The 17,492-nt window shown below is 55.2% G+C and carries 23 protein-coding genes; 7 read left to right on the forward strand and 16 right to left on the reverse strand.

Annotated elements, in window-relative coordinates; all coding sequences use genetic code 11:
• Nucleotides 1–119 precede the first annotated feature (119 nt).
• The 11 genes from RMSM_RS06095 to RMSM_RS06145 all read right to left on the reverse strand — a co-directional run bounded on the left by RMSM_RS06095 (nucleotide 120) and on the right by RMSM_RS06145 (nucleotide 10,368).
• Complete coding sequence (locus RMSM_RS06095) at nucleotides 120–1,775, reverse strand: flagellar hook-length control protein FliK (RefSeq protein ID WP_008693082.1); 1,656 nt, start codon at nucleotides 1,773–1,775, stop codon at nucleotides 120–122.
• Nucleotides 1,776–1,832: 57 nt separating this feature from the next.
• Entirely contained in the window at nucleotides 1,833–2,486 is a 654-nt protein-coding gene (locus tag RMSM_RS06100) for a hypothetical protein (RefSeq protein ID WP_008693083.1), read from the reverse strand.
• 34 nt (nucleotides 2,487–2,520) lie between these two features.
• The gene (gene fliJ / locus RMSM_RS06105) at nucleotides 2,521–2,988 is read right to left on the reverse strand and encodes a flagellar export protein FliJ (RefSeq protein WP_008693084.1); all 468 of its coding nucleotides are present in this window, start codon (nucleotides 2,986–2,988) and stop codon (nucleotides 2,521–2,523) included.
• 202 nt (nucleotides 2,989–3,190) lie between these two features.
• Nucleotides 3,191–4,630, reverse strand: coding sequence for a FliI/YscN family ATPase (locus RMSM_RS06110; RefSeq protein ID WP_008693085.1), 1,440 nt, complete (start codon nucleotides 4,628–4,630; stop codon nucleotides 3,191–3,193).
• Complete coding sequence (locus RMSM_RS06115) at nucleotides 4,627–5,313, reverse strand: FliH/SctL family protein (protein WP_008693086.1); 687 nt, start codon at nucleotides 5,311–5,313, stop codon at nucleotides 4,627–4,629. The genes RMSM_RS06110 and RMSM_RS06115 overlap by 4 nt, the downstream gene beginning before the upstream one ends.
• Before the next feature lie 37 nt (nucleotides 5,314–5,350).
• Nucleotides 5,351–6,559 carry a FliG C-terminal domain-containing protein gene (locus RMSM_RS06120; RefSeq protein WP_040764353.1) on the reverse strand — a complete coding sequence of 403 codons (1,209 nt, stop codon included), beginning with the start codon at nucleotides 6,557–6,559 and terminating at the stop codon, nucleotides 5,351–5,353.
• Nucleotides 6,560–6,972: 413 nt separating this feature from the next.
• The gene (locus tag RMSM_RS06125; RefSeq protein WP_008693089.1) at nucleotides 6,973–8,610 is read right to left on the reverse strand and encodes a flagellar M-ring protein FliF; all 1,638 of its coding nucleotides are present in this window, start codon (nucleotides 8,608–8,610) and stop codon (nucleotides 6,973–6,975) included.
• 73 nt (nucleotides 8,611–8,683) lie between these two features.
• On the reverse strand, nucleotides 8,684–9,010 hold the full coding sequence (gene fliE, locus RMSM_RS06130) for a flagellar hook-basal body complex protein FliE (RefSeq protein ID WP_008693090.1): 327 nt from the start codon (nucleotides 9,008–9,010) through the stop codon (nucleotides 8,684–8,686).
• Nucleotides 9,011–9,060: 50 nt separating this feature from the next.
• Nucleotides 9,061–9,480 carry a flagellar basal body rod protein FlgC gene (gene flgC / locus RMSM_RS06135; protein ID WP_040764355.1) on the reverse strand — a complete coding sequence of 140 codons (420 nt, stop codon included), beginning with the start codon at nucleotides 9,478–9,480 and terminating at the stop codon, nucleotides 9,061–9,063.
• Between the two features lie 57 nt (nucleotides 9,481–9,537).
• A complete protein-coding gene (locus RMSM_RS06140) occupies nucleotides 9,538–9,942 on the reverse strand; it encodes a flagellar basal body rod protein FlgB (RefSeq protein WP_008693092.1) in 405 nt (134 codons plus the stop codon).
• Nucleotides 9,943–9,945: 3 nt separating this feature from the next.
• Nucleotides 9,946–10,368 (reverse strand): nitrogen regulation protein NR(II), encoded by a 423-nt coding sequence (locus RMSM_RS06145; protein ID WP_008693093.1) that lies wholly within the window; start codon nucleotides 10,366–10,368, stop codon nucleotides 9,946–9,948.
• Between the two features lie 573 nt (nucleotides 10,369–10,941).
• Here RMSM_RS06145 and RMSM_RS06150 point away from each other — a divergent pair.
• From RMSM_RS06150 to RMSM_RS06170, 5 genes are all read left to right on the forward strand, one after another.
• Nucleotides 10,942–11,379, forward strand: coding sequence for a four helix bundle protein (locus RMSM_RS06150; RefSeq protein ID WP_008693094.1), 438 nt, complete (start codon nucleotides 10,942–10,944; stop codon nucleotides 11,377–11,379).
• Nucleotides 11,380–11,580: 201 nt separating this feature from the next.
• Nucleotides 11,581–11,805 (forward strand): hypothetical protein, encoded by a 225-nt coding sequence (locus RMSM_RS06155; protein ID WP_144057413.1) that lies wholly within the window; start codon nucleotides 11,581–11,583, stop codon nucleotides 11,803–11,805.
• A 249-nt stretch (nucleotides 11,806–12,054) separates the two neighbouring features.
• Nucleotides 12,055–12,555, forward strand: a complete 501-nt coding sequence (locus RMSM_RS06160) for a hypothetical protein (protein WP_144057414.1) — start codon at nucleotides 12,055–12,057, stop codon at nucleotides 12,553–12,555.
• Between the two features lie 154 nt (nucleotides 12,556–12,709).
• Nucleotides 12,710–12,943, forward strand: a complete 234-nt coding sequence (locus RMSM_RS06165) for a hypothetical protein (protein ID WP_144057415.1) — start codon at nucleotides 12,710–12,712, stop codon at nucleotides 12,941–12,943.
• A 273-nt stretch (nucleotides 12,944–13,216) separates the two neighbouring features.
• On the forward strand, nucleotides 13,217–14,143 hold the full coding sequence (locus tag RMSM_RS06170) for an epimerase (RefSeq protein ID WP_008693098.1): 927 nt from the start codon (nucleotides 13,217–13,219) through the stop codon (nucleotides 14,141–14,143).
• A 134-nt stretch (nucleotides 14,144–14,277) separates the two neighbouring features.
• On the opposite strand, the gene RMSM_RS06175 is transcribed toward RMSM_RS06170, so the two are convergent.
• The 4 genes from RMSM_RS06175 to RMSM_RS06190 all read right to left on the reverse strand — a co-directional run bounded on the left by RMSM_RS06175 (nucleotide 14,278) and on the right by RMSM_RS06190 (nucleotide 15,517).
• Nucleotides 14,278–14,571: a type II toxin-antitoxin system RelE/ParE family toxin gene (locus RMSM_RS06175; RefSeq protein ID WP_008693099.1), complete on the reverse strand. Its 294-nt coding sequence runs from the start codon at nucleotides 14,569–14,571 to the stop codon at nucleotides 14,278–14,280.
• A 4-nt stretch (nucleotides 14,572–14,575) separates the two neighbouring features.
• Complete coding sequence (locus tag RMSM_RS06180) at nucleotides 14,576–14,824, reverse strand: ribbon-helix-helix domain-containing protein (RefSeq protein ID WP_040764356.1); 249 nt, start codon at nucleotides 14,822–14,824, stop codon at nucleotides 14,576–14,578.
• A gap of 166 nt (nucleotides 14,825–14,990) precedes the next feature.
• Nucleotides 14,991–15,275, reverse strand: a complete 285-nt coding sequence (locus RMSM_RS06185) for a type II toxin-antitoxin system RelE/ParE family toxin (RefSeq protein WP_040764357.1) — start codon at nucleotides 15,273–15,275, stop codon at nucleotides 14,991–14,993.
• The gene (locus RMSM_RS06190; RefSeq protein WP_008693102.1) at nucleotides 15,275–15,517 is read right to left on the reverse strand and encodes a ribbon-helix-helix domain-containing protein; all 243 of its coding nucleotides are present in this window, start codon (nucleotides 15,515–15,517) and stop codon (nucleotides 15,275–15,277) included. Before RMSM_RS06190 ends, RMSM_RS06185 begins: the two co-directional genes overlap by 1 nt.
• Nucleotides 15,518–15,694: 177 nt before the next feature.
• On the opposite strand from RMSM_RS06190, the gene RMSM_RS06195 reads away from it, so the two are divergent.
• Both RMSM_RS06195 and RMSM_RS39605 read left to right on the forward strand, forming a co-directional pair.
• A complete protein-coding gene (locus RMSM_RS06195; RefSeq protein WP_008693103.1) occupies nucleotides 15,695–16,135 on the forward strand; it encodes a hypothetical protein in 441 nt (146 codons plus the stop codon).
• A gap of 149 nt (nucleotides 16,136–16,284) precedes the next feature.
• Entirely contained in the window at nucleotides 16,285–16,518 is a 234-nt protein-coding gene (locus tag RMSM_RS39605; RefSeq protein ID WP_008693104.1) for a hypothetical protein, read from the forward strand.
• A gap of 728 nt (nucleotides 16,519–17,246) precedes the next feature.
• Here RMSM_RS39605 and RMSM_RS40715 read toward each other — a convergent pair.
• Nucleotides 17,247–17,492 (reverse strand): hypothetical protein (locus tag RMSM_RS40715; RefSeq protein WP_236622025.1); only part of this gene is annotated, 246 nt, incomplete at its 5' end.

Below are 17,492 nucleotides of genomic sequence, written 5' to 3' on the forward strand. Positions count from 1 at the left end.
GCTGGTGAAACGCTGCTTGCACGTTCCATTTCTAACTCGGCGAACCCCACCCAGAGCCGGCTACCGCCAACTCAGACCTCCCCGAAGGGGAGGTGAAACGCGTCAAACGACGCGGCCTTCTACAGCTTCACATCCACGCCAGCGCTTCTCGAAGCGATTTGCGGCGTGTTGATCTGGTTGTCAGCCGACGATGCCACGAGATCGCGAGTGGGGCTTTGTCGAGGCGGTTGGCGGGGTGATTGCCAGCGATTGCTCGAGTACCCTGCCCCGCCCTGTTCGGATCCCGATTGGTGCCCGCTAAAGGAGCGCTCGCCTGATTGAGGATCTTTCTCCACCTCGACCGACAACTGCTCAATCTGCATTCCTTGCGATTGCAAGCGTGCTCGCAGCTCAGGAAGGTTCTCACGCAAAGCCGCTGCGGCAGCTTCGGTTTCGGCGACCACTCGCGTTTGCATCTTGTTGGATTTGATCTGCATTTCCAAGCGAACCGTACCCAATTCGGCAGGTGCCAAACGCAACCGAACATTGCCGCCATCGGGGCCGAGATGTTGGAAGGCGCGACTGACGCGCTGGATCAACTTGGCACGCGAGATCAAATCGGTCGTCGAGGAAGCACCGCTCTTCTCTGAACGTTTTGTCGACGCATCGGCGGTCGTCGTAGTGGCACCTGTCGCGTTGACGGATCCGCTGCTTTCTCGAGGTGTACTGTTTGTGGAGGCTGCCGTCGCTGTGTTTCCACTTCCTGTGGTGCGTGCTGCACCGGCACTCGCCGCCGCAGCCGAGTTGGCAATCGCCTCGACCGCCTGTTGTGCGATCGGGGCTGCGTTTCCCGATGTGTTGAGCGTCGTTTCCGCGGGGCGAACTGAATCGGAGACGGGTATCGTCGCCGTGGCGGACGCGTTGACCGAAGTGGCTTGCCCGCCGCGTGGCGGCGCCGCCGGATCGCCGTGTCCACCGCTGGCTTGATCGCCGTTTGCACGATCGCCACCGCCTACGGGACCAAAGTGGTCACGACGTCGTTCGCGTGAATCGCGAGGATGGTCGCCCGAGTTCGATTCGGGATCGGATTCTGATGCTTCGGCCGACAATGCCTCGGTGGTTGTCGCCGCATCGTCGCCCGTCTCCGCAGCGTCCTGGTCGCCGGTTGAAACGCGAACGAGCGTGGAGGATGGCGTTGATCCGTCCTCGTCGGATGATTTCTGTTGTTTGAGTTGCTGCTCAGATGTCGGATCGACCTTGACGATATCCGCGTCCTCGAGCGTACTTCGTTGATCCTGGTCACCCGGTTCGCTGGCGTCGCTGTTGACTTGAACTGCCGCAGCGACAACCGCCTGCGTGTCACTGACGTTTGTGTCGTCACTGGCCTCGCTCTCGGCGAGGATTGGAACCTCCTCGCCGGCTTCGTTCAGGACCGCTTCGGTTTCCGCTTCCGTTTCGGTCTCGGTTGCAATCGCAATCGATGCCAATTTGGGATCGACTTCCTGCTGATCCGGTTTTACTTCATCGCTATCGCGAGATTCTGCCGCTCGGGTATCGTCGTCGTCATTGTTTGAGGATGACGATTCCGTCGGTGTATTTGATTCCGCCGGGGCTGACACGCTGGTAGGGTTCTGGGGCGACTCAATCGCTGCGATCTGAGCAAAGATATCTGCAAAGGCATCGATGATTCCGTTGGACGGATCGATCGATTGCAGCTGAGTACTAAAGGAACGCAAACGACTCTGCGTGGAACTGCGTGCGCTGGCGGTGCTGGATGTCGTTTGCGACTCGCTCATCTTCGAGGCCTCCCTAGTAGCGAATCGGCGCCGCTAGTGAAACCGCTAGCAAGAACGCTACTCGCCGCCTGCCTGACTGATCAGGGACGTGGTTGGATACCCTTCGCCGATGCGGCGTAGGATCTCGGCGAGTTTGTCCGCTTCGGACGGCTGAACAAACTCCGCCAATATATCTTTTCGTTTATCGATGGGCATGGCTTGAACAATATTGACGACCTCATCAACTCTTTCATCGTCATATATTCTCAAAAGTTGCTCCTTTGCTTGCACTGCATCGAGCGATTGCAGCGTTTTTTGCACTTCTAGCAATCCTTTGTCCTTCGCTCCCTTCTCCATCTTCGCAAGCTTGTCATTGAAGGCTTCGCGACGTTCATCGAAAAATTTTGTTTTTTCTCGCAGGCTTGCTTCCATCTGGCTCAGCTCATCTCGGTATTGATCCTGACTTCGCAACCGCATGTCCATTTCCAAGCTTTCCATTTTCCTTGCTTGCAATATCTCTTCAAAGTCGGGTTGTTCACGGTCTTCGCTTTGAGCCAGGATCTGTTGTAGCCGATCCCCCGAGATATCGATGCCATTGAGAAGCGCAACGATTTTGGTCATCGTGTCACCGTTGATTGACCCTTGCGTCAAGAAGTAGCCAAACAAGATCATTTGGGTCAGCACCGTGCCGATACAAAAGACGGTGAAGGCGGAGGTGAGTTTATTGATCATGATTCATCGATGGCATTTCGGATTACGGTGGCTGCTAGCTGAGATGGGTGTCACGCAATTTTTGGCTAGCGATGGCGAACCGGCGATTGTTCATTTCGTCGATCTCGATTTGTTCGCGGCGGTTCATTTCTTGTCGAAATTGGTTGCGGTCGATTTCTTTCATACGCTGGAACTTTTTGACTTCGGTTTCCGCATCGCGAAGTCGTTGTTGTCGCCGCTCTAGTTCCTCTTCGAGCTTGGTTCGGGTTTGAACCAGGCCGTTGATTTCAGCCTGCAGTTGCAAGTCAAAGCGACCTCGAGTGAGCAAGCGATCCACGGCGACGTCGCCAAGTCGCGATTGAGCGTCCTCGTTTCGCAGAGTTTGTCGTTCTTGTTCGATTTCTTGGATTTGTTGCTCGATCTTGGCGATCGCCAGATTCGCTTCGCCCACGAGTCCCCCCATTTCGTCACGCTCACGTTGACGAAGGTCGAGGATCGATTCAAAGCGAAATTCATACTTCATAGGAAATAGGCTTCCAGGCGGTCAATAAAAGTGGGATAGGCTTCTAGCCTGTCATCCGTCATCTGTCATCCGTCACAGTCCCTCTGCACGAGCGAGGTTTTCGGGCCAAAGGCCCAATCGTTTGCCTAGCCCAGGCCAACGGCCTGGGTAATGAACGGATACAAAACAGTAGGGCCAACGGCCCGGCAGTTTGTTCTTTCTCCTAACGCGTCGGCGACGCCGCTGCGGGCTGCGGATTTGGTTTTGGGGGTTGCCCTTGGGGTGACGCCGCGGCGGGTGGTGCGATAGGCGATTGTGCAGCGATCAAGCCTTCCAGTACTGCCAGCGACTGTTCCATCGGGGCAATTTCTTTAGCGTCTTGCGAGAGGAATCGTTTTAGCGGTTCACGCATTGAAATGGCTCGGTCGACATTTGGGTCACTTCCATTGCGATAGGCTCCGATCGAGATCAAGTCGGCGTTCTTTTTGTAGTCGCTCAAGTAGCGTCGTACTTCGCTGGCGGCACTGAGTGTGGCTGGCGAAACGAGGTGGCTTTGCAATCGGCTTAGACTCTGCAGCACATCGATCGGCGGCCATTGGGCTTGCGCTGCTAGGTCTCGGCTCAGCACGATGTGGCCATCGAGCAATCCACGCAGCGTATCGGCGATGGGTTCATTGTTGTCGTCGCCTTCGACCAACACGGTGTAAAACGCGGTGATCGATCCCAGCGTCGTCCGCCCTGCCCTCTCGACGACCTGAGGCAACAGATTGAAAACGCTAGGCGGATAGCCGCGTGTGGTGGGCGGTTCGCCCGATGCTAGTCCCAGTTCACGCTGCGCCATCGCCAAACGGGTGACCGAGTCCATCAGCAGCAACACGTTCTTGCCTTCGTCGCGAAACGATTCGGCGATCGCGGTTGCGGTCCACGTCGCCGCGATTCGCTGTGCCGCCGGGCGATCGCTCGTCGCGACTACTACGACGCTGCGCCGCAGTCCCTGTTCGCCCAGGCTGCGTTGAATAAATTCTTGGACTTCGCGACCTCGCTCGCCGACCATACAAATCACAATGCGATCGGCACTTGATCCACGCGCCAACATGCCTAGCAGAGTGCTTTTGCCAACACCCGAGCCAGCAAAAATGCCCAGCCGTTGTCCGTTGCCACACGTCAACATGCTGTCGATTGCTCGTACTCCGGTTTGCAGCGGAGCGTCGATCGGAGGACGATCGAGTGATTCCGGCGCCATCCGCGTGCTGTCGACCGGTGTCAAGTCATCGGGAAGCGGTTTGCCGTCGATCGGACGTCCCAATGCGTCAATGACGCGGCCACACAGCGATGCGCCGGCTCGTAGATTCATTGACCCACCGACCAATCGCACTTTGTCACCTGCAGCGATCGGAGCCATCGTCTCTAGCGGCGCGATGATCGGCCGTACGCCTTGGAATCCGATCACGCGTGCGAGCCGACTGTTCGGCGAGTCGGGGCAAACTTCGCAGATCGCACCGATCGGCGCCGTCATCCCTTCCAATTCGATGGCGTCACCTCGCACCGCCGCAATCCGGCCAGTGATGTGATGGGTCATCGCTTGTTGAATGATTCGCGACGCGGTTTCGGCTTGCTGAATCTTGGGCGGATTGATTTTGTATTTGAACGTTGCCGCACTCATGCCAGTAACTCCTGTAACCGCAGCAGTTGTTCGTCGAGTCCCGCGCGGATCTCGCCGCCGGGTTGCCGCACGACGACCGCATCCAACGCGACCGTTTCATCGGGTTCCACCATGGTTTGCTCCGGCAGATCGGGTGACGCCAGCAGTTCGTCAAAGACTTGGCCCAGGTTGACCAGCGTTTCGGGATGGACGGCCAAGATCAACCGGGTCGCCGATCGCGTGCTTCGCAGTGCCTCTTCGGCCCAGCGGACCAGGATGGTTTCGTCGCGCGCAAGTTGGCGGCGGATTACTTTTTCTGCGGCCGCAATCGCGATCGAAGTCAACGATTCAGCGTATTGTTGCATCCAATCCTCGTGGATTCGGTGCAAATGCTCGACCGCGTTATGGATGATTTTTAGCGAATCGGCCGCCAGGGTTTCGGCTTGTGCTTTGATCTTTTTGTCTGAATCGATCGCGGCCTTGGCCAGCCCGTCTTGATAGCCCTGTTCGTGCGCTTGTTTGCGAATCAGTTCCGCGTCTTTCTTGGCTTGTTCCAACATTGCGGCAACTTGTTTTCGACATTCGTCGATACGGCTGCGACCGGCGTCGGCAAGGTCGTCCAAGTTGAAGCCTGCTAAACCGGTGACGCTACGTGCGGCATTCGTTGGATCCGACGGACGTTCTGATTTTAAAACAATGGCCATGACAAGGTTCCTAAGATTCGTTTGCGGCGTGGCGAGGTTACGCCGCCATCGCGGTCGGTTTTTCAGTCGATGTGGCAGCGTTCAGCTTCATCGACGCGGCCGCGACAGCCGATTTCGCTTCATCAATCTCGCGTAGTTCAAGCGAACCGAGCGTGTTCATTTGGCTGCGAACTTGCTTGGCGTACGCCTTAGGCAGCACTCGAAGAGCGGCTTCGGCCGTGGGGTTGGGAAGCCCGCAAAGCGTCAACATCGCTTGCCGTGTGCCGACTTTTCCGAGCGCTTGGCATAAATCCAGCGGCGTCAGCGAGAGCAAATGTTGATGAATCGAATCCGTGGAAAGTGAAGTGCTTTGCGGTTTGTGAGACGTTGCTTTGGCCGCACCACGATCATTTGCCGAATTGGACTTGGTTTCCGGAGCGATGCGAAGCGAATGGACTTGTGCGTTTGCTGGATCGGAATCAGCGACGTCCGCGATGCGATTGGTTGGCACCGCGGCCCGTTTCTCGGTGACCGGATGCGAGATCGTATTGGTCTCGGACTTTGGCTGTGGCATAGCCGCCAGGATGGCGCTCAGTGCGCGTTGGCCGGTGGATTGCGAAGCCCGTTGCTGCTGCTTGCTGAGACACTGTTGGACGCGATTTCGCAAGTGCGAGGCAAGTTCTTGGACCGCTTCTTCGGGAACGTCGTTCAGCCGACCGATCCGGCTCAAGGCATCCTTTTGAACAGTCGTATCGAGCTGCGGCAGGATACGGGCCGCTTGGGCCGGCGAGATCGATGCCAATACCAACGCGATCGCTTGTGGGTGTTCACCATCAATGACCGTGACCAGCACCTCGTCTTCGGTGTCTCCCAAAAATGAGAGTGCGGTATGGGTGTGCGGGATCGATTCAGAGGAGCGGTTTGCCGCGTTGTCGCGGTCGTGCTTCATCACCGAGCTTCCGGCGGACGAGTTGGGATCGATTGCGTTTGCTTGCAACTGAATTTCATCTTGCCCGCTGTCACTCGAACTTGGTGGACGCTGTTGCTGAGACTCGAGCGACCCTTTGAACGCTTGCAGCGCCCGTTGACGTTCGAGCGGATCGACGTCCGAGAGCGAGGTCATGGTTCGCCGCAGCGATCGTTTCATTGCGTCGTCGAAACTGTTTAACAGCGTTGCCGCAACCGGGCTCGGCAAGCTACTCAACACGATCGCAACTCGCCGCAACGAGGCTTCTCGATTAGCTCCTGATTGATGAGCAGCATTCATTGCGTGCACTCCTTTGCAAAACGCCCCTGCAATAGGCTCCGACGTGAATCCATTTCTCCATCGGCTTTGGCGTGATCCTTCACGCCGAATCTACTTGTAAGCAAAGTGCCCGATGCATGAAAGAGCGGATTCGATCGTAGGCTAGGCCTCCAGAGGGTCGTCGTTAGCGAAAGTTGCCAAGACTTTCGTCAAACTTCCCTCCAACGAATCGAAACCTTCGTGTGAATCTCACTAACGCCCTATGCCATCCACTTTCGTAGTGGAACTCGCCAGAGTTCCTGGTGCTTCAACGGCGAATCCAGGAATTCTGGCGAATCCCACTACTGGAACATCATCGAACCAGATTGTATTGGGCAAAGGTCGTCTAATCGATCGATCGAGTGCGGATGACAGGCGGGAAGTTTAACCCACGTTTATGCCGCGCCGACCCAGTTGCGAATCACGTTGGCGGCGACTTCGGGGTTGTCTTCGACGATGCTAGCCAATTCATCTTTGAGCGTCCCGCCGGTGATTTCCATCGCTTCGACGCGTTTCTCTTCGATCTCTTCTTCCGCAGGCGGCGTTGGCAATTCCAGACCAAATCCTTCATTGAAGTCCTTGGGCACTCCATCACCCGATCCGCGGATCGCACCGCGAGCGACCATCAATGCGACAACAGCCAAAACAATCAAGGCGATCGTCTGCCAAGATTGCGCGAGCCAAGTCATCGCGATCTTGGCCGTTTCCGGTTCCGGCGTCTCGGGTTCCGGCAAATTGAGGTAGTCGGTCACTTCGACCAACTCGATCTTGCTCTCTCCCGCATTGACTTCGGGCAGCAGCGGGGTGACCGCTTTTTGAATGTTGCTCTTCACATCCAGTCGCAACTTTTCAAGATCGGCAGTTCGCATCGGAGGGATTTCCGATGGCTTCATATCCGGATTGTCACGCAGGTTGTTTTGTGCCCACACATGTTGGTAATAGCTTTGCGGCAGACTGATCGACACACGAACGCGTTTGACCTGCAGCGAAGCGACTCGCGAGTTTTCGTATTGTTGGCCCGCCACGCCGCTGCTTTCACGTTCGTCCTCTTTCAAGCGAGTCGTCTGCGAGTTTTCCTCGATACTGGCAGCACGGTTGCCGATCGCGTTGGGGACCGTTCCCGGTACTCCTTGATTCAGCGGCCGGTTGCTTTGCGAATCGATTTTTTTCGATCGATCGGTCAACGTGGTTCGTTCGGGATCATATTTAAGCACTGTCTTTTGAACGTCCATCGTTGGATCGATTTCAGCATACACCGCGATCCGGACATCCGGCCCATAGCCGCCGAGCTGTTTGCGTACCTTCTGTTCGTAGCGTGCTTCCTCTTCCCGCCGTTTGTTCGCCAATGGATCGCTGTCGTCGTTGAAATCGGAAATGCCCGACGAATTGGTATCGATCACGACGACATCGTCGCTAGTCATGCCGGCGAACGAACCGCGAATCAAATCTTTGATCATCTGAATGCGTTGTCGCGGAAGCGGATCGGTGCCTTCGGGGGCGACCACCACGCTGGCGGATTGGGGGCGTGATCGGCTGAGCCCAAATCGCTCGCCGCGGTCGTACTCGACACTGGCCCATTTGACATCCATAAACGCCGCAATTTTGCTGCCCAAATCCTGTTCTTTGGCGTGCATTTCCCGCGAATTGCGTTGTTCGCTCGAATCGAATGCGCTATTGCTTTCGATCGCCGATTGCACATTGCTACGCAGCGAAATCGGTAGCGTTGCCGATTCATGTAACGCAGCCAAATAGGCAGCACGCTCCGCTTTCGGGATGCGAATTCGCCGCCCTTCGCGTTCCCAATCGTTCAGCCCCGCAGCACTGAACGCCAATTCCACCGAGTCGAGTTCTTGTTCGCCAAGCACACGGCCGCCGAACAAGACTTCGTGGTTGGTCGTGCCACTGCCACGAACCAGAAACGCCAATCCAATCGCGATCGCAGCGACCAACAGCAGCGTGATCATTCGCGATTGCATCGGCATCGCTTTGAATGTTTCGCGTATCTGTTCAGCGGACTGTGTAAAGAGGTTCATGGTCTACGAAAGAAGTCGATTTAGAATGAGAGATTTTGGGGGTGGAGTTGTCCGGAGAATGTTTCCGGGGGGCTTAAATTTGGATTTGTTGAACTTCGCGATAAGCTTCCATCAATTTATTGCGAACTTGCAGCAACATTCGAAAGGCGAGATCGGCCTTTTGGACTGCCGTCAACACTTCGGCTTCGTTCACGTCACCGCCAGTCAACAGTGAATGGACCATGCCATCCGCGTTGTTCTGCATCGAGTTGACGTTGTTGACTTGGTTGGACAACAGTTTGGCAAACGAATCGATTCCCGAGGTCGGCACATTCGCAGCACCCTCGGATTTCGACGAGGGGATCGTCGAAAACGGGTTGGCCGGGCGTGGCGGCGGTGCGATGGTCGAAATCGGTTTCATGATTTAGTGTTGCATTCGCAAACATCCGAAGCGAGCGATGAGGCGATCGGTTAAGCGAGGATCGTCAATGTCTCGCGACTTAAGTTCTTGGAAATCTCCATCACGCCGACGTTCGCCTCGTAGGCTCGGGTGGTTTCCATCGCGTCAACCATCTGCGTCGTCATGTCGATGTTGGGATAAGCCACGTAGCCTTTCCACTCACCCTCTTTGATAGCCAAGGGATGGTTGGGTTGGTAGCGATAGCGGTGATCCGCCTCACTCGTTTTGATCTCAGCCACTTTGACACCCGATGCACCCGATGTCGTCAGCGAGTCGTCGGTTTGAAAAACCACTTCGCGAGCACGATAGGGATTGGCTTCGCCGTTTTCGTCGGTCAACGACGACATATTGGCGATGTTTCCCGAGATTGCATTGAGTCGAGTTCGCTGTGCGACCAAGGCCGACGTGCTGATGTCGATGGATCGTATCATGATGCTCGGGATCCTTTGTTAATGAGGTAGTGAAACAGTCGAGCGTCGGTCGGGGACCTAAGCACGTTCGGTGATCGCGGCTCGCAGCAGCGAAAACTGGCTTCGCATCGTCGTGATGGCGAGTCCGTGGAGGTGTTGGTTCTTGGCGACTTCAGTAATCTGGCCTTCCAGTGACACGTCGCTGCCGTCGTGGAAAACGACCTGCTCAGACGCTGCACGCGGACCTGCGTAAATGTCGTCACGGGTGACCGCACCGATCGAGTCGGTGGGGCGAGTGCGTCGGGCGTCTTGGATCGATTCGGCAAGCGCGTTTTGAAACTCCGATTCGTCCAAGTCACGCGATCGGTAACCGGGCGTATCAAGGTTGGCGATATTGCCGGCTAGCAATTCGTGGCGACGTTCAGAGAACGTCAACGATTGCTCGAGCGCGGGAATCGTGGTGGATTTGAAAAGGCCAAGCATGGTTTACGCTGCGATGCGGGCAGCTCCTTGTTCGGGACGGAACACGACTGTCGCGGCCGCACCCCCTTGAGGACAATTCTGCCAATGGATACGGGCACCTACCGCCGCCACCGCAAACGGAATCCGAGTTTCACGCAGCTCGACCGCTCGTCCGGTATCGGCGACTTCGAGTTCCAGTCCACCAGGGGCATCGACGGCGGTAATCGTCAACTCGCCACCGTCGGTCATTTCTGCGACCGCTTGAATCACCATGCTGCGGATCAAGTCGACCGTCTGGTTCGGATTGGCGGGCAGTTTGATGGACGAATCAATGTCGACTTCCAAGCAAATCGGGGCCGGATTTTGCGTCAACAGGACTGATGCCACAGATTCGACAAGAATCGCTAAAGATTCACAGCTGTTCGGGTCGATCCAAAGATGTGACATGGTACGCTCCCAATGAATTGATTTGGGGTGAGTAAAAAATGCATTGCAATTGGCTGATAATGCATTCTTAGCCATCAACGCAATACGAATCCTTCGTTATTTGTGTTGCCTCATAGATGCGCCCACCAAGTCGAAGCCGCCACACCGCCCTTCAACGCATTGCTAGCAATGCCGCTCCACCCGCTCGCGACGTAGTGGACGAGGCCACGAGTCCCGGCAAGCGACGCCGTGGACGAGGCCACGAGTCCCCGCACGCAAAAACGCAGACGCTCAGAATACTCATCTTACCCTTAAATCACTTTACTTCTGCTCCGCAGCATGCATTTGCCTGCGATGCGGCCCCCCGGGAGTTCAGGTTTTAGGCTGTGTTCGAGCAAGCGTTCGACACCAGTCGGTATGTCAGCCGCATTGGGGATCACTGTGAAGCATTTTTACCTATAACGCTTGTGGCGTTTTTAGCGTAGCGGAAGTCGTCAAGACTTTCGTTCCACGACGCGTGACCCACGAAACTCTTGACGAGTTCCGCTACAAAATGCTTCACAGCGTTGCGTTTTGGGGCTAGCCACGGTTCCCATGCGCAGCGGTTGCCATCGTCACGCACGCGACCAATGGCTTCGCGCGGCCCAGTCGATTCCGCTAAACATCGCCGAAGGTAACGGGAAACGCAGCCTCAAAGATCGCAGTCGCTTTCTCGACATTGCACGTGGCTCGGCGTTAGAGTGCGTCGCGATCCAAGACGTTCTTGCGGCGACCGATGGAATGAACGATCAGTGCCATCGCCAAGTGAAGCAAATACTGCACCGGATCGTATTGATGTTGACGCGGTTGATTGCACGATCCGATGTCGTGGCTGAGTCTGGGGCCGAATACGATACCGCACTCGAGTACGAGTACCGCAATGCTGAGTACGAGTACAAGTACGAGGAAGGCAGGGAGCCAAAACCAGGCCGTGCACCTACGGAGGGCTTGCGAGGTTTTGCCAATGGAAAATCAATCGTCCGTCCTAAGTGACGGAAACTGAGTATATACGAATCATCCGGCAAGAACTAAAACGATCAGCTTGCCGGTCATTCGCACTGTCTTCGACAAGATGTGTTTTCGCGAGATCACGCTCGGCTTCGCCACGCACAGCTATGAGAATGGCTGTGATATTCGCCGAATTCAAAAAGCTCTCGGGCAGGCGAATTATTGTCGAGTCGGGTGACGATCGGCGTGCAAAACCGAGATCGTCCGATCTATTTCACCGGCATCACCGCGACGATGGAACGGCCAGGATTTGTGACGCTATCGATTCCGCCCGAAGAGCAGTGGAGTGATTCACTCCTCTGGCTCACACGAGAGCAGCGAGAGCGATTCGCCACCGCCGAGTTTTTCAAAATGTTGCAAACACAAATCACCTGCCGCTACTTGAAACTCGCCAGGCGCCAGCCGGAGTAACCCGCGGCAAACGGGGCGTCACCCGGAAAAATCTTCAGTGAAAAACATCGAATCCGCCAGGAGCGTCGCTAAGCCTACGCACATTTGGCACGCCCGAATACAAAACGACTACGATAAACCGAAATCTTTTGCAGCAACGAGCTGTACCTCAAGTGTAAAAAACGACTAAAATCTGCAGTCCCGTTTAACGAGCCTCCACCGTGGAGCCTCGTACCCCTAAAGTACGACACGTTGTCGTACATAACTACGTTGGCCGACTCAGGCGTTATGGAACTTCAACCCATCAGCCTCGAAACGCTCAGCGGTATCCGACACTCGGCGTCGCTTCCGCCGCATGAACGCTTCTCCCAGCCTGAATTTTTGCACGTCGCTTTCCACGGCGAGTATCGCCCTGGCGCTGAAGGCAAACCGGATGCGCTTTACATCACCGCTGCAATCGCCGCGCTCGATACTGCTTGGTGTTCCGAGGCTTTCATCGTTGACCTGACTGACCTCAAATACAATTGGGGCGACGAAATGAGCTGGCTCTGGAGCATCGGTTACCAGCAAACTTTCCGCGCCCAACGACCGCTTGCCGTGATTGTTGGCGATAGCTGTCGCAATGCACTTCAAACTCTTGATCCTGACGAATACAAGCTGCACGCGGTTAAATCTTTCGATGACGCACTGGTATCTATTCGTCGACAGAAACCGGAATATGATGCCAAGGTGGCTGCATTTCACGAGGCATTCCGTAATCGCGATTCTTGAGTCGGCCAACATGGTTTTTACGCTAGGCCTTCGGCACACCTTGGCTCTTTGGCAACGGGCCATGGCCTTGGTACAATCTTTAGAGTTCAAGCATCGTTCGCTTCGTTCATGGCGGTGACGTAAAAACCTTCCGTTGTGCGGACGAACTTCAACGATGGTTGCAACGTCTTACAATCGAGATCTTTGGAAAACTCCATTGTGGATCGCATTTCCCGATGTCACACCGGAAATGTACCCACGTCCCGACGATTGGAACGCGTACTGCAACGAATGGACCGCTTGGTATATTTCGCTGCCTCGCGATGAACGCCATGCTTACGAAGACTGCCATCCTGAACCACCGGGATGGGATTCGTTTTACCGTTTCGTCTCGAATGAATCACGCTGAATGGCGATTCCTCGCCGCACAACATGGTTTTTACGCTAGGCCTTCGGCACACCTTCGTCCTTTGGCATCGGGCCTTGGCCTTGGCCTTGGTACAATTTCTCGTAGTTCAGGCATTGTCCGCTTCGTTCAGGGCGGTGTCGTAAAATCCTTCCGTTGTGCGACCTGCGGCTACTTCTCGGTTTTCCGCCCTCGCAGGAGCTTCCTGTTAACTCTTACTTTTAAACGCGGTTTAAACTTCAGAGAACTGATCGCTCCTAGTCTTCGCGTATCACAATGAACGAAAAATCAGTCGTCATCGCTGGAGGTAGCGGCTTCCTTGGTGTTTCTCTTGCCTACCACCTCGCTAAATCCAACTTTAAAGTCACACTTCTATCGCGAAACCGACCTGAAGCCAAAGGCCAATGGGATTTCGTTGAATGGGACGCACGAACACTGGGGCCTTGGCAAGCCGCTCTCGATGGCGCTGACGCCGTTGTAAATCTGGTTGGCCGATCAGTGGATTGTGTAAAGACACCCGACCATTGCGACGAAATCCTTAGGTCACGCGTCGAATCCACACGGGTACTGGGGCAAGCCATGAAGGCTGCGGCAGCGCCACCATCTGTTTGGGTTCAAATGAGTACCGCGCACATCTACGGCGACCCTCCGGCGTTGATCTGTACTGAGTCCTCCCCATTCGGATACGGGCTGGCTCCGGATGTCGGTCGGGCATGGGAAGCCGAATTTGCGCACTCGCTACTTTCCGAGCAACGCGGCGTTGTGCTGCGGACAAGTTTCGTTGTCGGCCGAAACCGTGGCGCTGGAGGCGGTGCCTTGTCTCGACTTCGTACGATTGCCCGCTTAGGTTTGGGCGGCAAAGTTGGCTCAGGCAAGCAAGGCATGAGCTGGCTACACGAACGAGACATGAATCGAATTTTCGAGCGTGCGATTCTCGACTCGTCGATGGAGGGTGCATACATCGCAAGTGCCCCCAATCCTGTTTCGCAGCTCGCATTCATGCGGTCGTTGCGTCGATCGTTGCGAATGCCGATTGGATTGCCAGCTTCAGAACTCATGGTGCGCTTTGGCGCCCGCTGGATTCTCCGGACCGATCCAGAACTGGCCCTTTACGGTCGGTATGTCATACCGAAACGGCTTATTGAATCGGGATTTGCGTTTGACTTCCCCCACCTGGACGATGCACTGAATGACCTGAAATAGGGCGCACAACATGGTTTTTACGCTAGGCCTTCGGCACACCGCTGTCGTTTGTTCAAGCCTTCCTCTGGTGGTAGAATCTCTCGTAGTTCAGACATCGTTCGCTTCGTTTAGGGCGGTGTCGTAAAAACCTTCCGTTATGTGACCTCGATTTCGGGTTCGTCAACGTCGCCTCGAATAACTCGGACGATCTCAAGGAATACTTCGGCCCGGCGGAAGAAAATCACGTAGCTGCCAACGTACGTGGATCGAATCCCGTCGCCAATTTCCGGACGCGCATCACCGACGTCTGGATGCTTGGCTACCAACCGACACTTCTCGCGCAGCTTTTGAACCCATTGACGGGCCGCGTCTGGTTTATCGCGGGCAATGAAGCGAGCGATCTGCTTGAGGTCTTCTTTCGATTCTGCAGAATACCGAAGTCTCGGCATGTTCTCAGCTTCCTTGCTGTTCGGCTTCTACCCTGTCAATTTCCGCGTTGATCTCGTTAAAGACGGTTTCTTCGTCGTAGAATTCACCCGCATCCAATTGCTTAACGCCTTTTTGAATCTCGCCACGCAATTGCTCTCGCCCCATCAGAAGCTTGATACCCTCAACAATGGCATCTTCCTCGGAACTATATCTTCCTTGGGCAACAAGACCTTTCACGAAATCATTGACTTCGCTTGGGAGGTTTAAATTCATGGATTCACTCTAATGGGCCGGGCACATAACATGGGGTTTACGCAGAGGCCCTGCGGGCACACCTTCGATGTGGTGCAAGCCTCGTCACCATTATACAATCAATCGCAGTTCAGAACACCTTCGCGTTGGTAGCGGCGGTGTCGTAAAACCCTTCCGTTGTGTGCCCCTAGAGTGAACGGATGTCGCGATCTCCAGCGATCACGCGTGCGACTTCGATACCGTTCTCGATTGGCCTAAAGAAAATCACGTAGCGACCAACAACGCTGCTGCGGATGTCCGCGCCGTACTCAGGTCGTCGTTCGCCCAACTCTGGCGTTGCCGCAATAAGCTTGCACTTCTCTTCGATCTTTTCGACCCAATTTGCGGCGGCGATGGGCTTGTCGCGTGCGATGTAATCGTAGATGTCTGACAAATCCTGCTGTGCGGACGGTGCGACGATCAACCTGGCCATTATTCAGCAGACTCCATAGCCTTCTTCGCGCGCTCACGCAACTCCGCAAACACAATCTCCCCGTCGATTCCCTGACCGGCATCTAGTTCATCAATTCCCTTCTGTATTTCCGCCCTCAACTGTTGCTGACTCTTTAATAATTGCACTCCTGCCGCAACGGCTGCTTCAGCTGATTCAAATTGTCCTGATGCTACCAAACCCTCTACAAATTGCATCGCGTCGGGACTGAGCTGTACATTCATGGAGACCTCCATCCGGGGCTGCCGGGTCACACAACATGGTTTTTACGCGGAGGCCATTCGGGCACACCTACGATGTGGTGCAGGCCTCGTTCTTATTCTACAATCAAATTCAGTTCAGAACATCTTCGCGTTGGTAGTGTCGGTGTCGTAAAAAACTTCCGTTGTCCGCTCCTAGTCATGCGTCACTCGACATCCGACAACTCGGTTCGCCTCGACATCCCGGAAGATTGGGACATTTGGGATGGTGGAAACGATGATCTCTTCGTTGCTGCCGCACCGGAGGAAGACGAAAACGAGATTCAGCCACAACTCTTGGTGGCGCGTGAATCGAACGGGGCTTCCGATCCTGCTTCCTACATGGTCGGCAACGTTGCTTTTCTGCAAACCGGTGTCGCAGACTACGTAGGGCACGGTACCGGCTCGTTTTCCTGCGATGGCTACGAGGTCGCGTGGCATGAATTTACGTCGTCACAAACTGGATTCACGCTAACCGCGATTTCATATTTCATCGTATTCGGCGATTCTGCTTATCAATTCCAATTCAAAGCACACCCTGAACTATTCGGACGCTGGCGATCTGCATTCGAGGCGATCGTCCGCACATTGACCTTCACGTAGCGTGCGGCCAACATGGTTTTTACGCTAGGCCTTCAGCACACCTTCCAACTTTGTCAACGCGGGCTGGCCTTGGTACAATTTCCGGTGGTTCAGCATCGTTCGCTTCGTTTAGGGCGGTGTCGTAAAAACCTTCCGTTGTGCGGCCGTAGATGTCATTTCGCCACACCTTCTACTACGTGATTCAGGCGAAACGCGAGATTTACGATTGCCCCGACATTGATCCGGATTTCGCGGACCTGCTCTTCATCGATCCATACGTCTATCGGAATCCTGAGCATATCTCGAACCGCATCATCCACAGCGACCAGCACGAGTTGTCGATCAAGCTCCTGTTCCTTTGCGACATGCGACAAGAATACAACGAGCACTTTTTTCGGCGGTAACGCCCCGCTGACCTCGGAGTTCTTTGACAGATGGTGGACTTTCACCAAAACCGATGCGGCCCAAGATGTTTCGGCTGTCGTTGCCCGTGTTCGGCCCGATGACTTCGCCCCGATTTGCGCTCAACTCTCAGATGAAATGGTCGCGAGGCTCAGCGGGGACTGGTAGTGGACCGGGACGCCCAACTTCTTAGGGTTCGGGGTCAGCGAGGGACGAGCCTGATCCCAAACCCATGTTCAAGGTGAGCCGCTTTGGGGAAGGTGGCGGCTCAATTGACACTTCCACTTCGATAGACCGCCGCAGGACTCGTTTGTCAGAAGTGGGGAGTCTCATTGCCACACGGTGGTATCGGCAGCAAGGATTAGAGCGAGTGGTCGTCCGGCTTAGTCGGAATAGGCAGCTGTTTTATCCCCTAGTGTTTTTCGTCTCTCAGTGTCTTTGCGGTTGGCCCGATTTCCATCGGTGGAGTTTCCATGTTCACGTTTGTAGCAAACATCTCGCTCTCCGCGTGTGGGGACGTCGAAAGTATTGCTGACGGTTTTAGTGGCATTGGGACGCGAACAACCCGAAGAGATGATATTGATCGAACCGTATCTGTCAGTAATCGAATCGACGTCCCTATTAAATTAAACGTTACGAGCAAGTGTAATCCAACATGCTGGGATAATACACACGACAAGCAAGCCTCCCGCACATCGTACTCGTACTCAGCGAAGCGGTACTCGTACTCCTACTCGATTACAGCGGGGGCGGCGTTGTCCACTTCGCTGGGCGGCGAGTACGAGTACCGTCCTGCGGACTGAGTACGAGCACGAGCACGAGCACGAAGGAGTGGGCGTCCCACAAAGTCTGGCCGCTGAGTTGCGGTATCCATGCCGCAAACGCCTTCCTTCTTCATTCCACGTGAGCTCTCGTTGTATAATCGTTGGCTGGCCAACGATTTTTGCTTCGGCCACGAACGGCGTCGGCTACACAG

Origin of the sequence: Rhodopirellula maiorica SM1, from assembly GCF_000346295.1 — a bacterium.
Taxonomy (GTDB): domain Bacteria; phylum Planctomycetota; class Planctomycetia; order Pirellulales; family Pirellulaceae; genus Novipirellula; species Novipirellula maiorica.

What these genes read in the sequence shown, in the direction of transcription:
- flgC (WP_040764355.1), bottom strand. Translation starts at nt 9,480, where the DNA reads ATGATACGATCCATCGACATCAGCACGTCGGCCTTGGTCGCACAGCGA.
- RMSM_RS39605 (WP_008693104.1), top strand. Translation starts at nt 16,285, where the DNA reads ATGTCATTTCGCCACACCTTCTACTACGTGATTCAGGCGAAACGCGAG.
- RMSM_RS06180 (WP_040764356.1), bottom strand. Translation starts at nt 14,824, where the DNA reads ATGAATTTAAACCTCCCAAGCGAAGTCAATGATTTCGTGAAAGGTCTT.
- RMSM_RS06195 (WP_008693103.1), top strand. Translation starts at nt 15,695, where the DNA reads ATGCGTCACTCGACATCCGACAACTCGGTTCGCCTCGACATCCCGGAA.
- RMSM_RS06175 (WP_008693099.1), bottom strand. Translation starts at nt 14,571, where the DNA reads ATGCCGAGACTTCGGTATTCTGCAGAATCGAAAGAAGACCTCAAGCAG.
- RMSM_RS06120 (WP_040764353.1), bottom strand. Translation starts at nt 6,559, where the DNA reads ATGAATGCTGCTCATCAATCAGGAGCTAATCGAGAAGCCTCGTTGCGG.
- RMSM_RS06165 (WP_144057415.1), top strand. Translation starts at nt 12,710, where the DNA reads ATGGTTGCAACGTCTTACAATCGAGATCTTTGGAAAACTCCATTGTGG.
- RMSM_RS06185 (WP_040764357.1), bottom strand. Translation starts at nt 15,275, where the DNA reads ATGGCCAGGTTGATCGTCGCACCGTCCGCACAGCAGGATTTGTCAGAC.
- RMSM_RS06110 (WP_008693085.1), bottom strand. Translation starts at nt 4,630, where the DNA reads ATGAGTGCGGCAACGTTCAAATACAAAATCAATCCGCCCAAGATTCAG.
- RMSM_RS06125 (WP_008693089.1), bottom strand. Translation starts at nt 8,610, where the DNA reads ATGAACCTCTTTACACAGTCCGCTGAACAGATACGCGAAACATTCAAA.
- RMSM_RS06170 (WP_008693098.1), top strand. Translation starts at nt 13,217, where the DNA reads ATGAACGAAAAATCAGTCGTCATCGCTGGAGGTAGCGGCTTCCTTGGT.
- RMSM_RS06095 (WP_008693082.1), bottom strand. Translation starts at nt 1,775, where the DNA reads ATGAGCGAGTCGCAAACGACATCCAGCACCGCCAGCGCACGCAGTTCC.
- RMSM_RS06150 (WP_008693094.1), top strand. Translation starts at nt 10,942, where the DNA reads ATGCGCAGCGGTTGCCATCGTCACGCACGCGACCAATGGCTTCGCGCG.
- fliE (WP_008693090.1), bottom strand. Translation starts at nt 9,010, where the DNA reads ATGAAACCGATTTCGACCATCGCACCGCCGCCACGCCCGGCCAACCCG.
- RMSM_RS06145 (WP_008693093.1), bottom strand. Translation starts at nt 10,368, where the DNA reads ATGTCACATCTTTGGATCGACCCGAACAGCTGTGAATCTTTAGCGATT.
- RMSM_RS06100 (WP_008693083.1), bottom strand. Translation starts at nt 2,486, where the DNA reads ATGATCAATAAACTCACCTCCGCCTTCACCGTCTTTTGTATCGGCACG.
- RMSM_RS06190 (WP_008693102.1), bottom strand. Translation starts at nt 15,517, where the DNA reads ATGAATGTACAGCTCAGTCCCGACGCGATGCAATTTGTAGAGGGTTTG.
- RMSM_RS06115 (WP_008693086.1), bottom strand. Translation starts at nt 5,313, where the DNA reads ATGGCCATTGTTTTAAAATCAGAACGTCCGTCGGATCCAACGAATGCC.
- fliJ (WP_008693084.1), bottom strand. Translation starts at nt 2,988, where the DNA reads ATGAAGTATGAATTTCGCTTTGAATCGATCCTCGACCTTCGTCAACGT.
- RMSM_RS06140 (WP_008693092.1), bottom strand. Translation starts at nt 9,942, where the DNA reads ATGCTTGGCCTTTTCAAATCCACCACGATTCCCGCGCTCGAGCAATCG.